At 70.0% G+C, this 21,721-nt stretch carries 19 protein-coding genes; 12 read left to right on the forward strand and 7 right to left on the reverse strand.

Features of this window, described 5'->3' with window-relative positions:
- Nucleotides 1–24 precede the first annotated feature (24 nt).
- The 3 genes from AC5IG3_RS01110 (at nucleotide 25) to AC5IG3_RS01120 (ending at nucleotide 2,984) form a co-directional block, all read left to right on the forward strand.
- Nucleotides 25–768 carry a response regulator transcription factor gene (locus tag AC5IG3_RS01110; protein ID WP_491896974.1) on the forward strand — a complete coding sequence of 248 codons (744 nt, stop codon included), beginning with the start codon at nucleotides 25–27 and terminating at the stop codon, nucleotides 766–768.
- Nucleotides 769–963: 195 nt separating this feature from the next.
- On the forward strand, nucleotides 964–1,782 hold the full coding sequence (locus tag AC5IG3_RS01115; protein ID WP_491896975.1) for a GGDEF domain-containing protein: 819 nt from the start codon (nucleotides 964–966) through the stop codon (nucleotides 1,780–1,782).
- Between the two features lie 77 nt (nucleotides 1,783–1,859).
- Nucleotides 1,860–2,984 (forward strand): BMP family ABC transporter substrate-binding protein, encoded by a 1,125-nt coding sequence (locus tag AC5IG3_RS01120; protein ID WP_491896976.1) that lies wholly within the window; start codon nucleotides 1,860–1,862, stop codon nucleotides 2,982–2,984.
- Between the two features lie 21 nt (nucleotides 2,985–3,005).
- On the opposite strand, the gene AC5IG3_RS01125 is transcribed toward AC5IG3_RS01120, so the two are convergent.
- Nucleotides 3,006–3,623: a TetR family transcriptional regulator gene (locus AC5IG3_RS01125; protein WP_491896977.1), complete on the reverse strand. Its 618-nt coding sequence runs from the start codon at nucleotides 3,621–3,623 to the stop codon at nucleotides 3,006–3,008.
- Nucleotides 3,624–3,750: 127 nt separating this feature from the next.
- On the opposite strand from AC5IG3_RS01125, the gene AC5IG3_RS01130 reads away from it, so the two are divergent.
- The 4 genes from AC5IG3_RS01130 to otnI are packed head-to-tail and all read left to right on the forward strand — an operon-like array spanning nucleotide 3,751 to nucleotide 10,395.
- Complete coding sequence (locus tag AC5IG3_RS01130) at nucleotides 3,751–4,974, forward strand: efflux RND transporter periplasmic adaptor subunit (protein WP_491896978.1); 1,224 nt, start codon at nucleotides 3,751–3,753, stop codon at nucleotides 4,972–4,974.
- Nucleotides 4,975–4,987: 13 nt separating this feature from the next.
- Nucleotides 4,988–8,164, forward strand: coding sequence for an efflux RND transporter permease subunit (locus AC5IG3_RS01135; RefSeq protein ID WP_491896979.1), 3,177 nt, complete (start codon nucleotides 4,988–4,990; stop codon nucleotides 8,162–8,164).
- Between the two features lie 4 nt (nucleotides 8,165–8,168).
- Complete coding sequence (locus AC5IG3_RS01140) at nucleotides 8,169–9,578, forward strand: efflux transporter outer membrane subunit (protein WP_491896980.1); 1,410 nt, start codon at nucleotides 8,169–8,171, stop codon at nucleotides 9,576–9,578.
- Nucleotides 9,579–9,609: 31 nt separating this feature from the next.
- Nucleotides 9,610–10,395: a 2-oxo-tetronate isomerase gene (gene otnI, locus AC5IG3_RS01145; RefSeq protein ID WP_491896981.1), complete on the forward strand. Its 786-nt coding sequence runs from the start codon at nucleotides 9,610–9,612 to the stop codon at nucleotides 10,393–10,395.
- Between the two features lie 22 nt (nucleotides 10,396–10,417).
- On the opposite strand, the gene AC5IG3_RS01150 is transcribed toward otnI, so the two are convergent.
- The 3 genes from AC5IG3_RS01150 to AC5IG3_RS01160 are packed head-to-tail and all read right to left on the reverse strand — an operon-like array spanning nucleotide 10,418 to nucleotide 13,874.
- Nucleotides 10,418–11,569, reverse strand: coding sequence for a GGDEF domain-containing protein (locus AC5IG3_RS01150; protein WP_491896982.1), 1,152 nt, complete (start codon nucleotides 11,567–11,569; stop codon nucleotides 10,418–10,420).
- 30 nt (nucleotides 11,570–11,599) lie between these two features.
- A complete protein-coding gene (locus tag AC5IG3_RS01155) occupies nucleotides 11,600–13,087 on the reverse strand; it encodes an AMP nucleosidase (protein ID WP_491896983.1) in 1,488 nt (495 codons plus the stop codon).
- A gap of 28 nt (nucleotides 13,088–13,115) precedes the next feature.
- Complete coding sequence (locus AC5IG3_RS01160; protein ID WP_491896984.1) at nucleotides 13,116–13,874, reverse strand: response regulator; 759 nt, start codon at nucleotides 13,872–13,874, stop codon at nucleotides 13,116–13,118.
- 47 nt (nucleotides 13,875–13,921) lie between these two features.
- Here AC5IG3_RS01160 and AC5IG3_RS01165 point away from each other — a divergent pair, with 47 nt between their 5' ends.
- Entirely contained in the window at nucleotides 13,922–16,156 is a 2,235-nt protein-coding gene (locus AC5IG3_RS01165) for an ATP-binding protein (protein ID WP_491896985.1), read from the forward strand.
- Between the two features lie 3 nt (nucleotides 16,157–16,159).
- Here AC5IG3_RS01165 and AC5IG3_RS01170 read toward each other — a convergent pair whose 3' ends face one another.
- On the reverse strand, nucleotides 16,160–16,492 hold the full coding sequence (locus tag AC5IG3_RS01170) for a hypothetical protein (protein ID WP_491896986.1): 333 nt from the start codon (nucleotides 16,490–16,492) through the stop codon (nucleotides 16,160–16,162).
- A gap of 221 nt (nucleotides 16,493–16,713) precedes the next feature.
- Between AC5IG3_RS01170 and modB the strand changes: the two genes are divergently transcribed.
- Genes modB through AC5IG3_RS01190 form a run of 4 tightly spaced genes read left to right on the forward strand, consistent with a single transcriptional unit; the run spans nucleotide 16,714 to nucleotide 19,765 of the window.
- A complete protein-coding gene (gene modB / locus AC5IG3_RS01175; RefSeq protein WP_491896987.1) occupies nucleotides 16,714–17,388 on the forward strand; it encodes a molybdate ABC transporter permease subunit in 675 nt (224 codons plus the stop codon).
- A 28-nt stretch (nucleotides 17,389–17,416) separates the two neighbouring features.
- On the forward strand, nucleotides 17,417–18,169 hold the full coding sequence (gene modA, locus AC5IG3_RS01180) for a molybdate ABC transporter substrate-binding protein (RefSeq protein WP_491896988.1): 753 nt from the start codon (nucleotides 17,417–17,419) through the stop codon (nucleotides 18,167–18,169).
- Nucleotides 18,166–18,978: an ABC transporter ATP-binding protein gene (locus tag AC5IG3_RS01185; protein WP_491896989.1), complete on the forward strand. Its 813-nt coding sequence runs from the start codon at nucleotides 18,166–18,168 to the stop codon at nucleotides 18,976–18,978. Before modA ends, AC5IG3_RS01185 begins: the two co-directional genes overlap by 4 nt.
- Complete coding sequence (locus AC5IG3_RS01190; protein WP_491896990.1) at nucleotides 18,971–19,765, forward strand: TOBE domain-containing protein; 795 nt, start codon at nucleotides 18,971–18,973, stop codon at nucleotides 19,763–19,765. The genes AC5IG3_RS01185 and AC5IG3_RS01190 overlap by 8 nt, the downstream gene beginning before the upstream one ends.
- Nucleotide 19,766: 1 nt before the next feature.
- Here AC5IG3_RS01190 and AC5IG3_RS01195 read toward each other — a convergent pair whose 3' ends face one another.
- The gene (locus tag AC5IG3_RS01195; RefSeq protein ID WP_491896991.1) at nucleotides 19,767–21,170 is read right to left on the reverse strand and encodes an MATE family efflux transporter; all 1,404 of its coding nucleotides are present in this window, start codon (nucleotides 21,168–21,170) and stop codon (nucleotides 19,767–19,769) included.
- 22 nt (nucleotides 21,171–21,192) lie between these two features.
- Nucleotides 21,193–21,711 carry a heme-degrading domain-containing protein gene (locus AC5IG3_RS01200; RefSeq protein ID WP_491896992.1) on the reverse strand — a complete coding sequence of 173 codons (519 nt, stop codon included), beginning with the start codon at nucleotides 21,709–21,711 and terminating at the stop codon, nucleotides 21,193–21,195.
- Nucleotides 21,712–21,721 lie beyond the last annotated feature (10 nt).

Here is a 21,721-nt window from a genome sequence, read left to right on the forward strand (position 1 = left end):
GCATCCACCTTGTCCGCCCCGCCCATGCATGTGCCCCGCCCTCACCGGATCGCGGTCGTCGAGGACGACCACCACCTGCGGCATGACCTGCTCGATTTCCTGAACTGGAAGGGCTTCGACGCCCAGGGCTGCGAAAGCGCCGAGGCCTTCGACGTCCTGCACGGCCGCCGTCCTGTGGACCTGGTGCTGCTGGACATCGGCCTGGCGGGCCGCAGCGGCCTGGTGCTGGCGCGCGAGCTGCGGGCCTTGCCGCAGCCTCCGGGCATCGTGATGCTGACGTCCTTCGGCACCGATGCGGATCACATCAGCGGCCTGGCTGAAGGGGCTGACGCCTATCTGGTGAAAGGCAGCTCGCTGGAGCTGATCATGGCCACCTGCCAGAGCGTGCTCCGGCGCCTGGCGATGGGCGCCGCCGAGGCGCCGCCCGGCCCCGCTCTGCCCGTCCTGGCCACCGGCGCGGGTCCCTGGCACCTGCACGTCGCTGCGGCTGAGCTGCGCGCGCCCGACGGGCAGCGGATCGGCCTCACGCACATGGAGTGCGTGTTCCTGCACCACCTCATGACGTCGCCCGGGCAAGCCGTGGCGCGTGGTGTGATCCTGGACGAACTGGGCAAGCCCGGCAGCTACAACAGCCTGCGCAACCTCGACAACTGCGCCACCCGCCTGCGCCGCAAGGTGCTGCAGGGCGTGGGCCAGGAGCTGCCGGTCCGCTCCTGCTACGGACAGGGCTATGCCTTCGGCGGCCTGGCCCGCATCGTCCTGACGTGAACGGCTCACGCTCTTGAGACAGGGTTTGACAGTGTTCGACTGAATTCAATGCAGCGCGCGTGATCGGGTTTTTCTACATTGCCACCTCGACCGAATTGCAGGAACGCGATTCCGAGCAGCGTGTGGCGGATGACAAAGACACTGACAGCATCGACGACGAATGAATCCCACCGCACCCCGGACCTTTCGCCGCGATTGACGGCGCTGCTGGACCTGGCCTTGCGGTGGGGAGCGCTGCGCCTGAGCCTGCTGGTCGGTTTCATCGGGGCCTGTGTCACGCTGCTGATCTTCGTGCTGGCGGACGCCTGGCTGGGTGTCAGGCATCCCTTGTTGTCCGCGTGGATTGGCGGTGTTGCGGTCTGTGTCGGTCTGCCCTTCACGCTGCTCAGTGCCGGGCTGGGATGGCGGCTGGTGCTGGCGCTGGAGCGCACGCGGCGTGCCGCCCGCGAGATGGCGATGACGGACGCACTGACCGGCCTGGGCAACCGTCACTACCTGTTCCACCACGCGCAGCGCCTGTGGACGCAGGATCACGTCGATGCGCAGGTGCGCCCGCTGGCCGTGCTGATGGTGGATGTGGACGCGTTCAAGCGCGTCAACGACCTGCACGGCCATCTGGTGGGTGATGCGGTACTGACCCTGGTGGCTGCGCAGTGCAAAGCCATCTTCCGGTCCACCGACGTGCTGGTCCGCTATGGGGGCGAGGAGTTCGTCGTGCTGCTGCCCCGGGTGTTCACGGCGCAGGCCATGGCGCTGGCCGAGCGGCTGCGAGCCCAGGTGGCCACCGTTTCCGGGCCTGCCGGCCTGCTGCCTCTGGTGACCATCAGCATCGGCGTGGCGGCGCTCGACACCTGCCGCTGCGCGACGTTGGCCGATTTGATCGCCGCGGCGGACCGGGCGTTGTTCATTGCCAAGAGCGATGGCCGCAACCGCATTCATGGTGCTCACCAACTGCCTGCGGGCCGGGGCGATCCGGATATCAATGTATGGCACCCGCCCAGTGCATTGCTGTGACAATCATTCCGAGCCGCCTGTATGCCCCAGCAGGCGGCTTTTTCACTCCTGAATCCGGGGCCATGTAGAGGACCACCATGTCAAAAAACCTCGCCAACGGCCGCCGTGCCGTTCTCCGTGCCGTTGCGCACGCTTCCACCGGCCTGATGCTCGCGCCGTTTCTTGCGAGGTCCGCGCAGGCGGCCAAGCCGCCGATCCTCGGGCCCTTGAAAGTCGGCTTCGTCTACGTCAGCCCGGTGGGCGACGCGGGCTGGACCTATCAGCACAACCTCGGCCGCCTGGCGATGGAGCAGGCGCTGGGCGACAAGGTCTTCACCACCGTGGTCGAGAACGTCGCCGAGGGGCCGGACAGCGAGCGCGTCATGCGCGACCTGGCCGCACGCGGCCACCACCTGGTCTTTGCCACCAGCTTCGGCTACCTGGAGCCGGCGCTGCGCGTGGCGGCGGATTTTCCGGGCGTGATGTTCGAGCACATGGGCGGCTACAAGACCGCGCCCAACCTCAACACCTACAACGCCCGCTTCTACGAGGGCCGCTATCTGGCCGGCATGGTGGCGGGCCGGATGAGCCGCACCGGCGTGGCCGGCTACGTGGCAGGTTTCCCGATCCCCGAGGTGATGCAGGGCATCAATGCCTTCACGCTGGGCATGCGTGCGGCCAACCCGCAGGCGCAGGTCAAGGTGGTGTGGCTCAACACCTGGTTCGACCCGGCGCGCGAGCGCGAGGCCGCACTCAGCCTCATCAACCAAGGCGCCGACGCCCTGACGCACCACAGCGGCTCTACCGCCATTGCGGCGCTGTGCGAGGAAAAAGGCGTCATGCTGCTGGGCTACCAGAGCGACATGCGCCACATCGCCCCGACGGCGCAACTCACCAGCGTCACCCACGTCTGGGGCGATTACTACACCCGCGTGGCGCGGTCCGTCATTGCGGGCACCTGGCAGCCGCAGCCCTACTCGGGCGGCCTGCGCGAGCGGGTGATCCGCATGGCGCCCTACGCCAGGAGCGTACCGGTGCAGGTGCAGTACCAGGTGACCGAGGTGGAGCGCGCCATCGCCGCCGGCCGCATCCGCCCTTTCGCGGGCCGCATCGTCGGCCAGGACGGCCAGGTGCGGCAGGCCAAGGGCACGATGAGCGATGCCGACATCGCCGGCATGAACTTCTTCGTGCAGGGCGTGGTGGGGGTGTTGCCGGTGCGGTGACGGCGGGTTAGCGGTGCGGCTTCAAGGGCTCTTCAGCCCCGCCAGATACACATCCAGCGCCTGCAGCCCGGCGGTGATGCTGGGCTCGGCGGTGGGCTTGAGCGTGGCGTGCATCAGCAGGCCGTCGAGCAGGGCCGACAGGCCGAGGGCGGCGCTGGCGGCGTCGAGGTCGGTGCGCACTTGGCCCAGTGCCTGGGCGGCGCGCAGCAGGCGTTCGATGCGGGCTGCGAACTGCGCCAGCGCCTGTAGGTGGCGTTCGCGCGCGGGCTGCAACTCGGCGGTGTATTCGGTGTGGTGGATGGCGATGGTGAAGACACGGCGCAGCCGGTCGTCCTGGCGCAGTTTCTGCATCGGCTTCTGCAGGAGGTCGCGCAGCATGCCGAGCGGATCGTCGTGGATGCGCTGCTCGGCGGCGTCGAACTCGGCCTCGCAGGGCAGCACGACGCGATCCATCATGGCAATGAACAGGTCGACCTTGTCCTTGAAATGCCAGTAGATGGCGCCGCGCGTCAGGCCGGCGGCGCTGGCGATGTCCTGCAGCGACGAGCGTGACACGCCGTGCTGCAGAAACACCGCTTCGGCGGTGTCGAGCAGCAACTCGCGTGTGGCGGCGGCTTCTTCCTTGGTGCGGCGGACCATGGTCAGGTTGTCATCGTGATTTCACGGCAAACAGTAAACATACATGCTTGATTGTATGTAAACTGCGGACCAAATTCTGAAGCGCCGCCTGCGGCGCAATCGAGGCTCTGTGATGAAGAACAAACCCATGCATTTTTCTGCCCTTTGGGCGCCTGCACTGCTCACGCTCGCCGTGTTGGCGGGCTGTGGCGAGGGCTCGGGCGCCGCCCCTGCCGCCGGCCCGGGCGGCGGCATGCCCCCGCCGCCGCAGGTGAGCGTGATCACGGTGCAGACCGGCGCGGTGTCGATTGCCGCCGAGCTGCCGGGTCGGCTTGAAGCCTGGCGCACGGCTCAGGTGCGCGCCCGGGTGCCCGGCGTGGTGCAGAAGCGCCTGTTCACCGAAGGCAGCGAGGTCAAGGCCGGCCAGTCGCTGTTCCAGCTGGACGCGGCGGTCTACCGCGCCGCGCTCGAGAGCACGCTGGCCGCGCAGGCCAAGGCCGATGCCAACCTCGCCCAGGCCCAGGCCACCTACGACCGCAACGAGTCGCTGGCGGCGGCCAAGGCCATCAGCCAGACCGAATGGATTGCGGCGCAGACGGCGGTCAAGCAGGCTCAGGCCGATCTGGCCACGGCCAGGGCCGCCGTGCAGACCGCGCGCCTGAACGTCGACTACGCCGCCGTGCAGGCGCCGATCGGCGGCCGCATCGGCCGCGCGCTGGTGACCGAAGGCGCGCTGGTCGGCCAGGGCGAGGCCACCCAGCTGGCGCTGATCCAGCAGACCCATCCGCTCTACGTCAACTTCACCCAGTCGGCGGCCGAGGCGCTCAAGCTGCGCCGCGCGTTCGAGTCTGGCCAGTTCAAGAAGCTGGGCGGCGCGGCCGAGGTGCGCGTGGTGCTCGACGACGGCAGCGACTACCCGCTGGCCGGCAAGCTGCTGTTCTCGGACCTGACGGTCGACCCCGGCACCGGCCAGGTCAACCTGCGCGCCGAGCTGCCCAACCCGCAAGGGCTGCTGCTGCCCGGGCTGTACGTGCGCGTCAAGCTGACGCAGGCGCAGGCCGAAGGCGGCGTGCTGATTCCGCAGCAGGCGGTCACGCGCGGCACGGCCGGCGACACGGTGCTGGTGGTGGGCGAGGGCAATGTGCCCGCGCCGCGCCCGATCAGGATCGCGGGTGCGCAGGGCTCGAGCTGGGTGGTGCTGGAGGGCCTGAAGGCCGGCGAGCAGGTCATCGTCGACGGCTTCCAGAAGATGCGGCCCAAGTCGCCGGTGACGCCGGTGCCGTGGACGCCGGGTGGTGCGCCGTCGGGGGGCAAGCCGGTGGCGTCCGCCGCTTCAGCGGCTGCGCCGTCGGCCTCGGCGGCCAGCCGTTGAGCGGGGTCTGAGCATGTCATCGCAATTCTTCATCACGCGGCCCATCTTTGCGTGGGTGATCGCGCTGTTCATCGCCGTGCTCGGTGCGCTGTCCATCAGCCGCCTGCCGGTCGCGCAATACCCCAGCGTGGCGCCGCCGTCGCTGGTCATCAGTGCCGCGTATCCGGGCGCCTCGCCGCAGGTGCTCGAAAGCAGCGTGCTGGCCGTCATCGAGCAGGAGCTCAACGGCGCGCCCGGCATGATCTACATGGAATCGACCGCGCAGGCCAACGGCGGCGGCTCCATCAACGTGACCTTCGAGCCGGGCACCAACATCGAGCTGGCGCAGGTCGAGGTGCAGAACCGCCTGAGCCGCGCCACGCCCCGCCTGCCCGCCGCCGTGGTGCAGCAGGGCGTGCGCGTGGACAAGGCGCGCACCAACTTCCTGATGTTCGTGTCGGTCACGTCCACCAACCCGGCGTGGGACCCGATTGCGCTGGGCGACTACGCCGCGCGCAACATCCTGCCCGAGCTGCAGCGCGTCTCCGGCGTGGGCCAGGCGCAGCTGTTCGGCACCGAGCGCGCCATGCGCATCTGGATCGACCCGGCCAAGCTCGCCAGCCTCGGCCTGTCGCCGGCGGACGTGAGCACCGCGCTGCGGGCGCAGAACGCGCAGGTCTCGGCCGGCAGCATCGGTGAGCAGCCGGGCCTGCCCGGCACGACGATGAGTGCGGTGGTGGTCGTCAACGGCCAGCTGCGCACGGCCGCCGAGTTCGGCGCCGTGGTGCTGCGCGCCAATGCCGACGGCTCGTCGGTGCGCTTGCGCGACGTGGCGCGCATCGAGCTCGGCGCGCAGGCGTACGCGACCTCGTCGCGCCTGAACGGCAAGCCGTCCACCGGCATCGGCGTGCAGCTCGCGCCCACCGGCAACGCGCTGGGCGCAGCCACCGCCATCCGCGAGCGCATGGAGGCGCTCAAGCCCTACTTCCCCGAGGGCGTGAACTACGAGATTCCGTTCGACAGCTCGCGCTTCGTCAAGATCTCCATCCAGCAGGTGGTGCAGACGCTGGCCGAGGCCATCGTGCTGGTCTTCCTGGTGATGCTGCTGTTCCTGCAGAACCTGCGCTACACGCTGATCCCGACCATCGTGGTGCCGGTGGCGCTGCTGGGCACCTTCGGCGTCATGCTGATGGCGGGCTTCTCCATCAACGTGCTGACGCTGTTCGGCATGGTGCTGGCCATCGGCATCCTGGTCGATGACGCCATCGTGGTGGTGGAGAACGTCGAGCGCATCATGGCCGAGGAGGGGCTGGGGCCCAAGGAAGCCACCGCCAAGGCGATGGGCCAGATCACGGGCGCCATCATCGGCATCACCGTGGTGCTGGTGAGCGTGTTCATCCCGATGGCGTTCTTCAGCGGCTCGGTGGGCAATATCTACCGGCAGTTCTCGATGTCGATGGTGGCGTCGATCCTGTTCTCGGCGCTGATGGCGCTGACGCTGACGCCCGCGCTGTGCGCGACCTTCCTCAAGCCGATCGCACCGGGCCACCATGAAAAGCGCGGCTTCTTCGGCGCCTTCAACCGTGGCTTCAAGCGCACCGCCAAGGGCTACGAAGGCTGGGTGGCGCGCATCCTGCGCCGTGCCGGTCGCTACGTCGTGATCTTCGGCGTGGTGGTGGCGGCGGTGGGCTGGATGTACACGCGCCTGCCGACGTCCTTCCTGCCCAACGAAGACCAGGGCTATCTGCTGGTGAACGTGCAGCTGCCACCGGGCGCGACGGCGGAGCGCACGCGCGCCGTGCTGCAGCAGGTCGAGGGCTTCTTCATGGCCCAGCCCGAGGTCGACAAGGTCACCACCGTGGTGGGCTTCAGCTTCTCGGGCCAGGGCCAGAACGCGGCGCTGGGTTTCATCACGCTCAAGGACTGGAAGGACCGCGCAGGGCCGCAGCACAGCGCACAGGCCGTGGCCGGCCGGGCCTTCGGCGCGCTGATGGGGGTCAAGGACGCCTTCATCTTCCCGCTCAGCCCGCCGCCGATTCCTGAACTCGGCACCGCCACCGGCTTCAACTTCCGGCTGCAGGACCGCAACGCGCAGGGCCGCGAGGCGCTGGTCGCCGCGCGCAACCAGTTGCTGGGTATGGCGAGCCAGTCCAAGATCCTGTCCGGCGTGCGTCCGGACGGCCTGGAAGACGCGCCGCAGCTGCAGCTCGACATCGACCGCGAGCGCGCCTACGCCCAGGGCGTGAGCTTCGACGCCATCAACGGCGTCCTCGCCACGGCCATGGGCTCGGCCTACGTCAACGACTTCCCGAGCCAGGGCCGCCTGCAGCGCGTGATCGTGCAGGCGGACGCCAACGCCCGCATGTCGCCCGAGGACCTGCTCAAGCTCTACGTGCCCAACACGCGTAGCCAGCAGGTGCCGGTGTCGTCGTTCGCCAGCGTCAAGTGGATCACCGGCCCGATGCAGACCGTGCGCTACAACGGCTACCCGGCCATGAAGATCGGCGGCGACGTCGCGCCGGGCCGCAGTACCGGCGAGGGCATGGCCGAGATGGAGCGCCTGGCCGCGCAACTGCCCCCGGGCTTCGGCTTCGAGTGGACCGGCCAGTCCCGCGAGGAAAAGCTCTCGGGCTCGCAGGCCACCATCCTGCTGGCGTTCTCGATGCTGGCGGTGTTCCTGTGCCTGGCGGCGCTGTACGAGAGCTGGAGCATTCCGCTGGCGGTGCTGCTGGTCGTGCCGCTGGGCGTGCTTGGCGCGTTGCTGGGCGTGACGCTGCGCGGTATGCCCAACGACGTGTACTTCAAGGTCGGCCTGATCACGGTGATCGGCCTGTCGGCCAAGAACGCCATCCTGATCATCGAGTTCGCCAAGGACCTGCAGGCCGAGGGCAAGGGCCTGCTGGAGGCGACGCTGGAAGCCTGCCACCTGCGCTTCCGCCCGATCCTGATGACCTCGCTGGCCTTCATGCTGGGCGTGCTGCCGCTGGCGATTGCCACGGGTGCCGGCTCGGCCAGCCAGCGCGCCATCGGCACGGGGGTGATGGGCGGCATGTTCACGGCCACCGTGCTGGCGGTGTTCTTCGTGCCGGTGTTCTACGTGGTGGTGCGGAAAATTTTCCCCAGCACCCACGTCGCACCGCACAGCACGGCGCTATCGTCCGCAGCCAACGACGCGGCCGCTGCCGCCGCACTCCAACGCGCAGAGCATTGAGATGATGAATCGAACTCACTTGCCCAACCTGTCCCGGCTGACGCTGCTGGCCTCGGCCCTGATGCTGGCCGGCTGCATGAACCTGGCCCCCACCTACCAGCGCCCCGCTGCGCCGGTGCCAGCGCAGCTGCCTGAAGCCGCAGGCGCGGTCCAGGCTGAAGCGGCCCAGCCGATGGGCTGGCAGCGCTTCATCCAGGCGCCGGCCCTGCGCCAGCTGGTCGAGCGCGCGCTGGCCAACAACCGGGACTTGCGCGTGGCGGTGCTCAACGTCGAGCGCGCCCGGGCGCTGGTCGGTGCCAGCGAAGCCGATCGCTTCCCCACCGTCGGCGCCGGCCTGACCGCCAGCCGTGCGCCCAACAGCGCCGGCAAGCAGTCCAACAGCTACAACGCCGGCCTGCAGATCAACGCCTGGGAGGCTGACTTCTTCGGCCGCATCCGCAACCTCAACGAAGCGGCCCGCGCGCAACTGCTGGCCAGCGATGCCGGCCGGCGCAGTGCCGAGCTGGCGCTGGTGGGCGCGGTGGCCAGCAGCTACCTGAGCCTGGCGGCCGACGCCGACCTGCTGGCCGTGGCCGAGCGCACCGCCGCCAGCCGCGAGTCCACGCTCAAGCTGACGCAGCTGCGCGCCGACGCCGGCGCCAGCTCGCAGCTGGAGTTGCAGGCTGCGCAGAGCCTGACGGCGCAAGCCCGCGTGGCGCTGGTGCAGGCCACCCGCCAGCGCGCGCAGGACCTCAACGCGCTGGCGCTGCTGCTGGGCGAGCCGGTGCCGGCCGATCTGGTGCCGCAGGCGGCGCCTGCGACGGCTGATGGCGCGCCCGCGTCGTACGCCGCCGCGCTGGCCGACGTGCCGGTGGGCCTCAGCTCCGACGTGCTGCTGGCCCGGCCCGACGTGATCCAGGCCGAGCAGGCGCTGATCGCCGCCAACGCCAACATCGGCGTCGCCCGCGCGGCCTTCTACCCGCGCCTGACGCTGACCACCAGCGCCGGCCTGGCGTCCAACTCGCTGAGCAACCTGTTCGAGGCCGGCAACTTCGCCTGGACCCTGAGCGGCCAGGCGCTGGCGACCATCTTCGACTCGGGCCGCAACCAGGCCAACCTGGACGCTGCCAAGATCAGCCGCGACATCGCCGTGGCGCAGTACGAGCGGGCGGTGCAGGGCGCCTTCCGCGACACCGCCGACGCGCTGGCCGGCCTCGCCACCTGGCGCGACCAGCTCACCGCCCAGCAGCAGCAACTGCAGGCCAGCCGCGACATCGCCCGCCTGACCGAGTTGCGCTACAGCAAGGGTGCGGCCAGCGAGCTGGAGCGCCTGGATGCCCAGCGCAGCCTCTACGCGGCCGAGCAGGCCGAGGTGCAGACCCGGCTGGCCGAGCAGATCAACCGCGTCGCGCTGTTCAAGGCGCTGGGCGGTTGAGCGCACAGGGCTGATTTTTACGAGGGCTGCCATGCCGCGCTTCGCTGCCAACCTGTCGCTGATGTATGGCGAGCACGACTTCCTCGACCGCTACGCCGCTGCGGCGGCGGACGGCTTCGAGGCGGTCGAGTGCCTGTTCCCCTACGCCTGGCCGCAGCGGGAAGTCGCCGCGCGGCTGCACGGCACCGGCCTGCAGCAGGTGCTGATCAACGCACCGCCGGGTGACTGGGCAGCGGGCGAGCGCGGTATCGCCGCCTTGGCCGGCCGCGAAGACGAGTTCCGGCGCAGCTTTCTGGAGCAGGCGCTGCCCTACGCGCAGGCGCTGGGCTGCGCGCGCATCCACGTCATGGCCGGTCTCGTTCCGGCAGGCCACGCGGATCAACGTGAACGCATGCTCGACACCTTCCGCGCCAACCTCGCCTGGGCGGCCGAGCAGGCCGCCAGCGCGGACGTGACGCTGCTGATCGAGCCGCTCAATCCGCGTGACATGCCGGGCTACCTGTTCAGCCACCAGGCCGAGGCGCACGCCATCAACCGCGACGTGGGCGCCGCCAACCTGCAGGTGCAGATGGACCTGTACCACTGCCAGATCGTCGAGGGCGATCTGGCCACCCGGCTCAAAACCTGGCTGCCGAGTGGCGGTGTCGGCCACCTGCAGATTGCTGGCGTGCCGGACCGGCACGAGCCGGACACCGGCGAGGTGCATTACCCCTATCTGTTCGAGCTGATCGACGACCTGGGCTACGACGGCTGGGTCGGGTGTGAATACCGGCCGCGCGGCGCCACCTCGGCGGGCCTGGGCTGGTTGCCGCGCTGAACCCTTTCGCTGACTGCAGCGGTCAGACCGCTGCGATCAGCTGGCCGCGTCCTGCGTCCTTGGCCTGATACAAGGCCGCGTCGGCGCGGCGCAGCAGGTCATCGAGCGACGTGTCCGAGGGCCGGTATTCGGCCAGGCCGACGCTGTAGTCGAGCGCAAAGCCCAGCTCGGCCATCGAGCGCCGCTGCAACCGGCGGCGCAGGCGCTGGTCGAACACCCGGGCCGCCGCTTCGCTGGTGTGCGACAGCAGCACGCAGAACTCCTCGCCGCCGTAGCGGCCGATCAGGTCGCTGTGGCGCAACTCCTCGCGCAGCACGCGGGCGGCCAGTTGCAGCGCCTGGTCGCCGGTGGCGTGGCCGTGCTGGTCGTTGATTTCCTTGAAGTGGTCGAGGTCGATCATCAGCATGATGACCGGGTGGCCGTAGCGGCGCGCGTCGGCCAGCAGCACGGTGGCGCGTTCGGCCCAGGTGCGGCGGTTGAGCAGCTGGGTCAGGCCGTCGGTGATGGCCAGCATGCGCAGCTGGGTTTCGGCTTCTTCGCGGTAGGCCACCAGCAGGCCGATGGCCGTCAGCACCACGGTCACGTTGTTGACCAGCAAGGCCAGCACGTTGACCGGATGCGGCGCCCCGAAGCTGGGATATTCGGCCGTGAAGAAGGCGCCCAGCACGCCGCGCCAAGCCGTCAGCACGGCCATCATCGCCATGCAGGTGAAGACCAGCAGGCGCCAGCGGCCACTGCCGGTCGTCCCCGGGCGCGCGACCTCGGCACAGATCAGCAGCATCTGCGCGGCCAGCACCGCGTTGGCCAGCCCGACCCGGAACGGGTAGTCATCGAAGCCCAGCCCGTAGGCCAGCGGCATGAGCAGCAGCAGCCACGCGGCCTGGGGCGCCACGCCGCGCCGGCCCAGCCACAGCCGGATCGCCTGCCACAGCAAGGCCAGCGCCGCCGACACACCTACCATGGACAGCATGGACAGCGCGCGGTCGGGCCATTGGCCGGTCCAATGGTCGGAGGCAATCAGGCAGGCCCACGCCAGCGCCTGTACCACCGTGCTGCCGACCGCGCAGCGCGCCGGCAGGCTGACCCGCCAGCCCAGCAGCGTCGCCAAGGCCAGCGCCACCGCGAAGATGTTCACGGTGTAGACGATCAGCAGGGTGGGGACATCCAGCGCCATGAAGCGACCCGTGCAGGGGCTGCGCCGGACTTACTGGAACGCCACCTCGGCAAAGCTTCTCAGCTTGCGGCTGTGGAGGTGGTCGAGCCCTTGGTGCCGCAGGATCTCGATCGCCCGGATGCCGATGCGCAGGTGCTGGTCGACCCGCTCGCGGTAGAAGGCGTTGGCCATGCCGGGCAGCTTGATCTCGCCGTGCAGCGGCTTGTCGCTCACGCACAGCAGCGTCCCGTAGGGCACCCGGAAGCGGAAGCCGTTGGCGGCAATCGTCGCGCTTTCCATGTCCAGCGCCACCGCGCGGCTCTGGCTGAAGCGGCGCTCCGGACCCGGGTGCGGCAGCAGCTCCCAGTTGCGGTTGTCGGTGCTGGCCACCGTGCCGGTGCGCATGATCTTCTTCAACTCGTAGCCGGAGAGCTGCGTCACGTCGGCCACTGCGGCTTCGAGCGCGAGCTGGATCTCGGCCAGTGGCGGGATCGGCACCCACAGCGGCAGCTCTTCGTCGAGCACGTGGTCCTCGCGCACGTAGCCGTGCGCCAGCACGTAGTCGCCCAGCTGCTGGGTGTTGCGCAGGCCGGCGCAGTGGCCGAGCATCAGCCAGGCGTGCGGGCGCAGCACGGCAATGTGGTCGGTGATGGTCTTGGCGTTGGCCGGCCCCACGCCGATGTTGACCATCGTGATGCCGCTGTGGCCGTGGCGCTTCAAGTGGTAGGCCGGCATCTGCGGCAGGCGCGGCGGCGGGGCACCCAGCTCATCGCCCGGCTCGGCAGCCAGGCCGGTGCGGCGCGTCACGACGTTGCCAGGCTCGACGAAGGCGGCGTATTCGCTGTTCCCGTCGGCCATCAGCTCATGGCCCAGGCGCACGAATTCGTCGATGTAGAACTGGTAGTTGGTGAACAGCACGTAGTTCTGGAAGTGCTCGGGCGCGGTGCCGGTGTAGTGGCGCAGCCGGTGCAGCGAGTAGTCGACCCGCGGCGCGGTGAACAGCGCCAGCGGGTGGCGCACCACGCCGTCGTGGCCGGGCTTCGGGTCGTCGCTGCCGTTGGCGATGCCGTCGTCCATGGCGGCCAGGTCGGGCAGGTCGAACAGGTCGCGCATCAGCTGGCGGCGCTCGGGCGGCATCGCGCCTTCCAGATGGTCGCCTTCGCCGAGGCTGAAGTGCACCGGAATCGGCTGGCTGGAGAGGCCCACTTCCAGCGCCACGCCGTGGTTCTTCAGCAGCAGCTCGAACTGCTCGCGGTAGTAGTGGCGGAACAGGTCCGGCCGGGTCAGCGTGGTCTCGTAGACGCCCGGGCCGGCGACAAAGCCGTAGGCCAGGCGCGAGTCGGCGCGGGCCACGGTGTCGACCTTGACGCGCACGAAGGGGTAGCAGGCACGCACGCGCCCGGGGAAATCATGTCCGCCGACGAACTCTCTCAGCGCCTGCCGCAGGTGGCCGATGCCGCTGTCGTAGATCGATTTGGCATGCGCCAGCGCGGCGTCGGCATCGGTGTAGGACTGGGTGTTGATGAGGGTGCGCGTCATGCGGGGCATTGTCACCGCTCGACCCTGCTTAATACAGCGTCTGCACCTCGGCATCGAGCAGATATCCCGCGCCGCGCTGGGTGACGATCAGCGCGGGCTGGGCGGGATCGGCCTCGATCTTGCGGCGCAGGCGCAGGATCTGCACGTCGATGCTGCGGTCGTAGACCTCGGCCTCGTGCAGGCGCGACAGCGACAGCAGTTGCTCGCGGCTCAGCACCCGGCGCGGCGCGCCGCACAGCGCGGCCAGCAGGCTCAACTCGCCGTTGGACAGCTCCACATCGGCGCCGTCGGGCGAGCGCAGGCGGCGGCTGCGCAGGTTCAGCTCCCAGCCGGCAAAGCGGAAGGCGCGGCGGCTGCTGTCGCGCTCGGGCAGCGTCGCCTGGATCTGGTAGCGGCGCAGCACGGCGCGCACGCGCGCCAGCAACTCGCGCGGGCTGAAGGGCTTGGTGATGTAGTCGTCGGCACCCAGCTCCAGCCCCATCACCCGGTCGGCCTCTTCGGCGCGGCCGGTGAGCAGGATGATGGGCACGGTGGCGCGTTCGCGCAACGCGCGTGCGATCTGCATGCCGTCCTCGCCGGGCAGCTTGAGGTCGAGCAGCACCAGGTCGATGGCCTCGCGCTCCAGCAGCGCGTTCAGGTCGCGCCCGCTCTGGCCCACGCTCACGCGCAGGTCGTGGCTGGAGAGGTATTCATGAATCAGGTGGCCCACGCTCGGGTCATCGTCGATCACGACGATGTGAGGGGCCACGGTCAGCGGCGCGGGCGCCGTCACTGCATCGTTCAACATAGGCGGGTGATGCTAGTGCAGCCGGACCGTGGTGGTAGGCTGAATGCATGAAGTCCTTGCTCACATGGCGTCTTGGCGTGATCTCCCGCAATCGTTCCGAGCCCGATGCGGGCGACGACACGGTGGCCGGTCGCCTGCGTGTGTCGCCGGCCATGCTGGTGGCGGGCGGCCTGGCGCTGCTGCTGGTGGTCGTGGTGATGGCCGGGCTGTGGCAGCTGCGCAGCGACGCCATCAGCGGCCAGTCGCGCGAGCTGACCTCGCTGACCCGCGTCCAGGCCGATGCACTGGAGCGCAGCCTGCAAGGCGTCGAGCTGGCGCTGCTGGGCACGCGCCTGGAGATGCAGGAGGGCGGCCTGGCGGCGGTCTCGGGCCGGGGCGACCGCCAGCTGGCGCGGCGCGTGGCGCTGCTGTCGCTGGTCCACAGCGTGACGGTGCTGGACGAGCAGCGCCAGCTGGTGGCCTCGTCCGACGCGGTCGCCAGCCACATCCCGACCGATTTCCTGCCCGACCTGAGCGCGTTGGGTACCGACGAGGTCGCCTTCAGCCAGCCCTATGGCGCTGACGACGGCCGCCGCGTCGCCGCTGCCGTGCGCCTGATGCCGCACGCCGGCCAGCCCGGTGGCTGGGTGCTGGCCGAGTTGTCCCCCAGCGCGCTGGTCGGGCTGTTTGCCCGGCTGGCGCCGGCGGCCGACGCGCGCATGGTGGTTTACCGGCGTGACGGCGTGCTGCTGGGCGGCTCGCTGGCGCGTGGCCGGGGCCAGGCCGAGCCGGACGTGCAGGCCTGGGTCAACGGCAGCGCCGCTGCCGAGGGTCGCCAGGCGCTGGACGACGGCACGCGCCGGCTGGTGCACGCGCAGGCGCTGTCTCGGTTTCCGCTGGTGGTGGTGCTGACGCGCAAGTTCGACGCCGCCATCGATGCCTGGTTCGGCGTGGTCCGCTTCGCCGCCATCGGCGTGACGCTGGCGCTGGGCCTGCTGATGGCCTCCGCCTGGCGGCTGCACCTCGCCGAGCAGCGGCGGCGCCAGTCGCAGGCGGCGCTGCAGGCGCACCTGGAGCGCACCAACAAGCTCGAATCCCTGGGCACGCTGGCCGGCGGCGTGGCGCATGACTTCAACAACATCCTCGCCGCCGTGCAGGGCTATGGCGAGATGGCGCGCGGCAACGCGCCCGAAGGCAGTGCCCAGGCCCGCCAGCTCGACCATGTGCTGCAGGCCGCCACGCGCGGGCAGAAACTGGTCGCGCGCATCATGGCCTTCAGCCGCGAGCGGCGGCGCTCGCGCACGGTGTTCGCGGTGCGCGCGGTGGTGGAAGAGGTGCTGGGCCTGCTGCACGCGTCCTTGCCCGCCGGCGTGTACATCGACCGGCACCTGAGCGGCGCCGACCTGCACCTGGAGGGCGACCCGACCCTGGTCTTCGAGGCCGTGATGAACCTCTGCACCAATGCCGTCCAGGCCATGCCCGAGGGCGGCAGCCTGAGCGTGAGCCTGGCGCGTGAAGACGTGCTGAAGGCGGGCCTGATTTCGCACGGCGAACTGCGCCCCGGCGCCTACGCGCGCCTGAGCGTCTGCGACAACGGCCCCGGCATGACACCCGAAGTCATGGCCCACCTGTTCGAGCCCTTCTTCACCACGCGCGGCCAGCACAGCGGCACCGGCCTGGGGCTGGCGGTCGTGCATGGGGTGGTGGCCGATTTCAGTGGCGCCATCGACGTGCGCACCCAGCCCGGCCAGGGCAGCTGTTTCGTGCTTTACCTGGGCTTGAGCGAGCGGCCACTGCGCCCGGAGAGCAGCGATGTCCGCCGTGAAGCCCACCGCGCCAGCGAACTGCCGCCTGGCCAGGGCCAGACCCTGCTCGTGCTGGACGACGAACCGGCACTGGTGCGGCTGGCGGAAGAACGGTTGGCCGAGATCGGCTACGAGCCCATTGGCTTCACCGACCCGGCGGCGGCGTTGGCAGCACTGCAGGCCGACCCGGCGCGCTTCGATCTGGTCATCACCGACGAGGTGATGCCCGGCATGTGCGGTACCGAGTTCGCCACCGCCGCCCGCCGTTGCGCTCCCGCGCTGCCGGTGGTGATGGTCAGTGGCTACGGCGGCCAGCAACTTTCGGCACGGGCGGCCAAGGCCGGCATTGCGCGCCTGCTGACCAAGCCGATCCAGCGTGGCGAACTGGCTCAGGTGCTGGCCGAATTGCTGACGGCGCCCGGGTCGCCGTCAGCTGCTTCGACCGCATCCATCCACTCGGCCCAGTCGCCCCAGTCCGGGCGACAGCCGGGCGGCTGAAGTTCACTCCAGGCGGTTGAGTTCGTAAAACCCGGCGTTCACGCGCTGGCTGGAGATCACGCGGCCTTGGGCGTCGTAGTTCACCTGCAGCACCCATTCGCTGCCCAGCGTGCCCCCGCTGATGTAGTACAGGTCGCTGGAACCCGGGGCGAACAGGTAGCTGTTGCGCTTGGTCGGCTCGCCGAAGGCGGCGTGCACCGAGTCCATGCTCTGGCCGATCGACACCTGGCCGACAGCGTTGGGTTCCACGTCCTTGGCCATGACGGCACTGGCGCCACCGAAGGCGAGTGCAGCAGCCAGGGCGAGGCGGGCGGTCAGGGATGAGGTCTTGTTCATGATGCGTTCCTTGAAGTGCGGTTGATGTTTCACGGAACCGGCTTTGCTGGAGTGCTTGGCCTTGATCCGATGACTTCAGTGTGCAATCGGCCCGTTGCCGCTGCATTACCGCCCGCAGACGCTTTGTTTCATCTGTCATGGAGCCCGACACAGATCGTGAAACGGGCCGGGATCTGTCGTTATCATCGTTATGTAATTTATGACATAGCGATTGAGGCTCCATGCTCGCCACCCTGTCCACGCTCGACTGGTTTCCGCTCTGGCTCACGCTCCAGGTCGCGGCGCTGGCCACGCTGCTGGCGCTGGTCGTGGGGGTGAGTCTGGGCTGGCTGCTGGCGCGGCGGGTGTTTCCGGGCCGCACGCTGCTGGAGGCGGCGCTGATGCTGCCGCTGGTGCTGCCGCCCACCGTGATCGGTTACGCCATCCTGGTGCTGGCCGGTCGGCAAAGTGCGCTGGGCCACTGGCTGCGCACGCATCTGGACTACAGCCTGATCTTTCACTGGCACGGCGCGGCGGTGGCCTCAGCCCTGGTGGCCTTGCCGCTGGTGCTCAAGTCGGCCAGCACCGCGTTTGCGGGCGTGGACCGCACGCTTGAGCAGGCCGCGCGCACCTTGCGCCAGTCGCCCTGGGGCGTGTTCTGGCGCGTGACCCTGCCGCTGGCCTGGCCCGGCATCCTGGCCGGCACGCTGCTGGCGTTTGCACGGGCGATGGGCGAGTTCGGCGCCTCGCTGATGGTGGCCGGCTCCATTCCCGGCCAGACCCAGACGCTGGCGATGGCCATCTACGACGCCGCCCAGGCCGGTCAGGACGACCTGGCCTGGCTGCTGGTGCTGATCACCTCCGGCGTGTCGATGGCGCTGCTGCTGCTGTCGAACCGGATCTTTTCGCCGCGCTGAACCTTGCCTTGACCGCTGGAGCCTCACCATGAAACGACGTGTCCTGACCCTGTGCGCTGCACTGGCGCTGACCCTGCCGACTTGGGCTGCCGCGCAGACCTTGACCGTCTCCGCTGCCGCCAGCCTGGGCGAGGCCATCAAGGACATCGCCAGCGCCTTCAAGGCCACGCGGCCGGGCGTGGACGTGCGCATCAACCTGGGCGCCTCGGGCGTGCTGCTGCAGCAGATCAGCCAGGGTGCGCCGGCCGATGTGCTGTTGAGCGCCGATGAGGCCACGGTGGATCGCGGCCTGAGCCAGAAGCTGCTCGACCCCGCCACCCGGCGCGACTTCGCCACCAATGCGCTGGTGCTGGTCGCGCCGCTCGACGGCCCGGCCACGCTGCGCGGCCTGGCCGATTTGAGCGCGCCCGGCGTCAGGCGCATCGCGCTTGGCAAGCCCGCCACCGTGCCCGCCGGCCGCTATGCGCAGGAGGTGCTCGAAGCCGCGCGCCTGTGGCAGCCGCTGGCGCCCAAATACATCTACGCCGACAGCGTGCGGCAGGTGCTCGACTACGTCGCGCGCGGCGAGGTCGACGCCGGGCTGGTCTATCGCACCGACGCCGCACTGCTGGCCGACCGGCTGCGCGTGGTCGCGCCACTGGCCACCGCGACGCCGATCCGCTATCCGGCAGTCGTGGTCAGCGACAGCCGCCAGCCGGCGCTGGCGCGCGACTTCGTCACCTTCCTGGCCAGCGAGCCGGCGCGGCAGGTGCTGCAGCGCCACGGCTTCGGTTGGCCATGATCGACCTCGACATCCGCCTGCGCGTGCAGGACCGCACCCGCCAGTTCGATCTGGCCGTGACGCTGCGGAGCAGCGCACCGGTGGTGGCGCTGTTCGGGCCGTCGGGCGCCGGCAAGTCGCTGACGCTGCAGGCCCTGGCCGGGCTGCTGCGGCCGGACGCCGGCCATGTGCGCGTGGCCGGGCGCACGCTCTTTGATGCCGCAGCCGGCACCGATCTGCCGCCCGAGCAGCGTGGCCTGGGCTACCTGTTCCAGCACTACGCGCTGTTTCCGCACCTGAGCGTGCGCGACAACATCGCCTTCGGCCTGGCGCGCCCGCGACTTTTCCGCCGGGGGCTGGACGCCGCGCAGGCGCAGCGCGTCGATGCGCTGCTGGCGTCGTTCGGGCTGGAGGCGCTGGCACACAGCAAGCCCGCCACCCTGTCGGGCGGCCAGCAGCAGCGCGTCGCGCTGGCGCGGGCGCTGGCCTGCGAGCCGGACTTGCTGTTGCTGGACGAGCCCTTCGCCGCGCTCAACCCCTTGCTGCGCCTGAGCCTGCGCGAGGAATTGCGCCAGCTGCAGCGCCGCACCGGCGTGCCGATGGTGATGATCACGCACGACATCGACGACGTGCTGGCGCTGGCCGACGTCGCCTTCGTGATGGAGGCCGGCGCGGTGGTGCGCGAGATCGATCTGTCGACACTCACCCACCGCGAGCACGCCCGTCCGCTGCTGCTGCCTGATGCGGGACTTGATGTCGATCCGCAACGCCGCAGCCGGCTGGCTCGCCTGTTGAGCCTGTCTGGCCTGTCCGGTCTGGGCCATGACTGAAGCCACGCTGCTGCAAGGCGATCTGCGTCTGGCCGGCAAGCTCGATGCGCGCTTCTTCGCGCTGCTGCAGGCCGTCGCCGACACCGGCTCCATCAACCGCGCGGCCCGCACCGCCGGCTACAGCTACAAGGGGGCCTGGCTGCTGCTCGAACAAGCCGGCGAGCTGGCGCGTCAGCCGCTGGTGACGCGCGCCGTGGGCGGGCGTGGCGGCGGTGGTTCGGCGCTCACACCCGCTGCGCTGCAACTGCTGGCCGCGTGGCGCCAGTTGCAGGCTGCGCACCGGCGCTTCCTCAGCGACCAGGACATCTGGCTCACCCAGGACCCGCTGCTGGCGGGTCTGCTTCGGAGAATCGGCATGAAAACCACCGCCCGCAACCAGTTCGCCGGCCGCATCGCCACGGTTGATATCGACGGCATCAGCGCGCAGGTCACGCTGGCGCTGCCCGGCGGCGAGACCGTCACCGCCAGCCTGACCCACGCCGCCGCGCAACGCCTGAAGGTTGAGCCGGGCCGCGACGCCATCGCGCTGGTCAAGTCGTCCGAGGTGGTGCTGGTGACCGACTTCGCCGGCTACGCGCTCTCGGCCCGCAACCAGCTGGCCGGCACGGTGTCGCGCGTCGAGCGCAGCGCGGTGTCATCGCTGGTGGTGCTGACGCTGGCCGGCGGCAGCACGGTCACGGCCAGCGTCACCAACGACGCGGTCGATGCGCTGGAACTGGCCATCGGCCAGGCCGCCACCGCCGTGTTCAAGGCCTATGCGGTGATGCTGGCGGTGGCGCGGGATTGAGTCAGTAGAACGTCTGCGACCCGCCCGGCGAGTGGATGCGCTGGTGGATGGCGCGGGCGTGGCGCACCCAGCCGTGGGTTTCCCAGCGCCAGTACATCAGCGCGCCGCGAATCCATTCGTCGGCGGCGTAGGCGATCCAGATGCCGACCAGGCCGTAGTGCCGGCTCAGCACCACCGAACCGACGCCCAGCACCAGGATCAGCGAGGTGATGCTGGCGGCCACCGGCCAGACCGCATCGCCGGTGGAGCGCAGTGCGCCGAGCACGACCAGGTTGGCGACGCGGCCGGTCTCGAGCGCGAACGAGATCCACAGCAGCGTCTGCGCCGCCTCGATCACGGCAGGGTCGCGGGTGAAGGCACGCATGATCCACGGCGCGCATGCGGCGGCAATCAAGGCCAGCGCACCGGAGGCCAGCAGGCCGTTGCGCAGGCCCTTGCGCACCAGCTTGTGCGCGGTGCGGAATTCGCCCGCGCCGATCAGGTGGCCGACCATGATCTCGCAGGCCCAGCCGATGGCCAGGCTGATGAGCAGCACGTACTTGAGCGTCTGCAGCGTGTAGGCCTGGGTGGCCAGTGCGGCGACGCCGAGCTTGGCGGCAGCGGCCAGCGACATCATGAAGGCGATGCGGTAGCCCAGCTCCAGCGCCGCGCCGGGCACGCCGATCTTGAGCACCGGCATCAACGCGCGCAGCGGGCAGTACCACCAGTCGCGCAGGGTGGGCACCAGTTGCATGCGGTGTTTCCACAGCCACAGGTGCAGGCCGAGGCCGATGGCGCGGCTGAGCGTCAGCGCCAGCGCGTAGCCGGCCAGCCCGAAGCCATCCCAGCTGCCCAGGCCCAGCATGAGCGGAAACGCCAGCAGCAGGTGGCTGCTGTGCATCACCACCATCACGAACAGCGTGTCGCGCGCATGCAGGTGGGCGCGCAGGATGCTGGCCATGGTCAGGTTGTAGGCCTCCAGCAGCAGCGCCAGCGCCAGCAGCGGCAGGTAGGGCGCGGCCAGCTCGACCACCGCCGCCGGGGCGTTGAGCACGTCGAGTGTCCAGTCGCCCGCCAGCAGCACCCAGGCCGCCGCTGTCAACCCTGCCCAGGTGTTGGCGCCCAGGCCGACCAGCGCGGTGCGGCGCGCGGCCGTGGGCTGATGGCCGCCCAGCGTCTGCGTGATGACCACGCCCACGCCGATGGCCAGCACGCGGAACAGCACGAACAGCGTCTCCATCACCTGGTTGGCCATGCCGAAGGCCCCGGCGGAGGCGTCCGACACCTGCGCCGCCATCCACAGCCCGGCCATGGCCACGCTGATGCCGAGCAGGAACTCGCCCAGGATCGGCCCGGCGATGGCGTTCAGGCGGGGGCGGCCGGGGGCCTTGTGGCTGGGCGGGTCAAGCGGCATGGGGGCAGACATGGTGGGAGGTCCTTAGGGGTTCTCAGTCGAGCGCGAGATCGGTCACATCCACACCGCACAACGCCGCCAGTTCGGCGACGACCATCGCGTGGTCCTCGCGCTGCGGCAGGCCCGAGACGGTGACGACGCCGACGCAGGCGCCGCCCGCCGAGGCCACCAGGCGCAGCGGAAAGCTGCCGCCGTGGCAGCCGTAGTCGCGCGTGGGCAGGCCCATCTTGGCTTCGAGCGAGCTGCCCTCGAGCGCCAGCGCCTGGCCGAGCGCGTAGGAGCTCTGCTGCAGCAGCTCGACCGCGTTGCGCTTGCGCCGGGCCCAGTCGGCGTTGGCGGGCGTGGTGCCGGCCATGGCGTGGAAGAAGACGGTCTCGCGCGCCAGGCGGACTTCGATGGTGACGGCTGCGCCGCACGCCTCGGCCCGGCGCTTGAGCGCCTCGCCGAGCGTCCAGGCCACCGATTCGTCGAAATGCGCCAGCCGCAGGCGGCGCTCCTGCTCGGCCATGCGGTCGATGTCGCGGCGCAGCGCGGCGGTCTGGGTGTCGGTCATGCTCAGGTTT

The sequence above is a fragment of the Leptothrix sp. (in: b-proteobacteria) genome (assembly GCF_965250675.1).
In the GTDB taxonomy this organism is placed as follows: domain Bacteria; phylum Pseudomonadota; class Gammaproteobacteria; order Burkholderiales; family Burkholderiaceae_C; genus Sphaerotilus.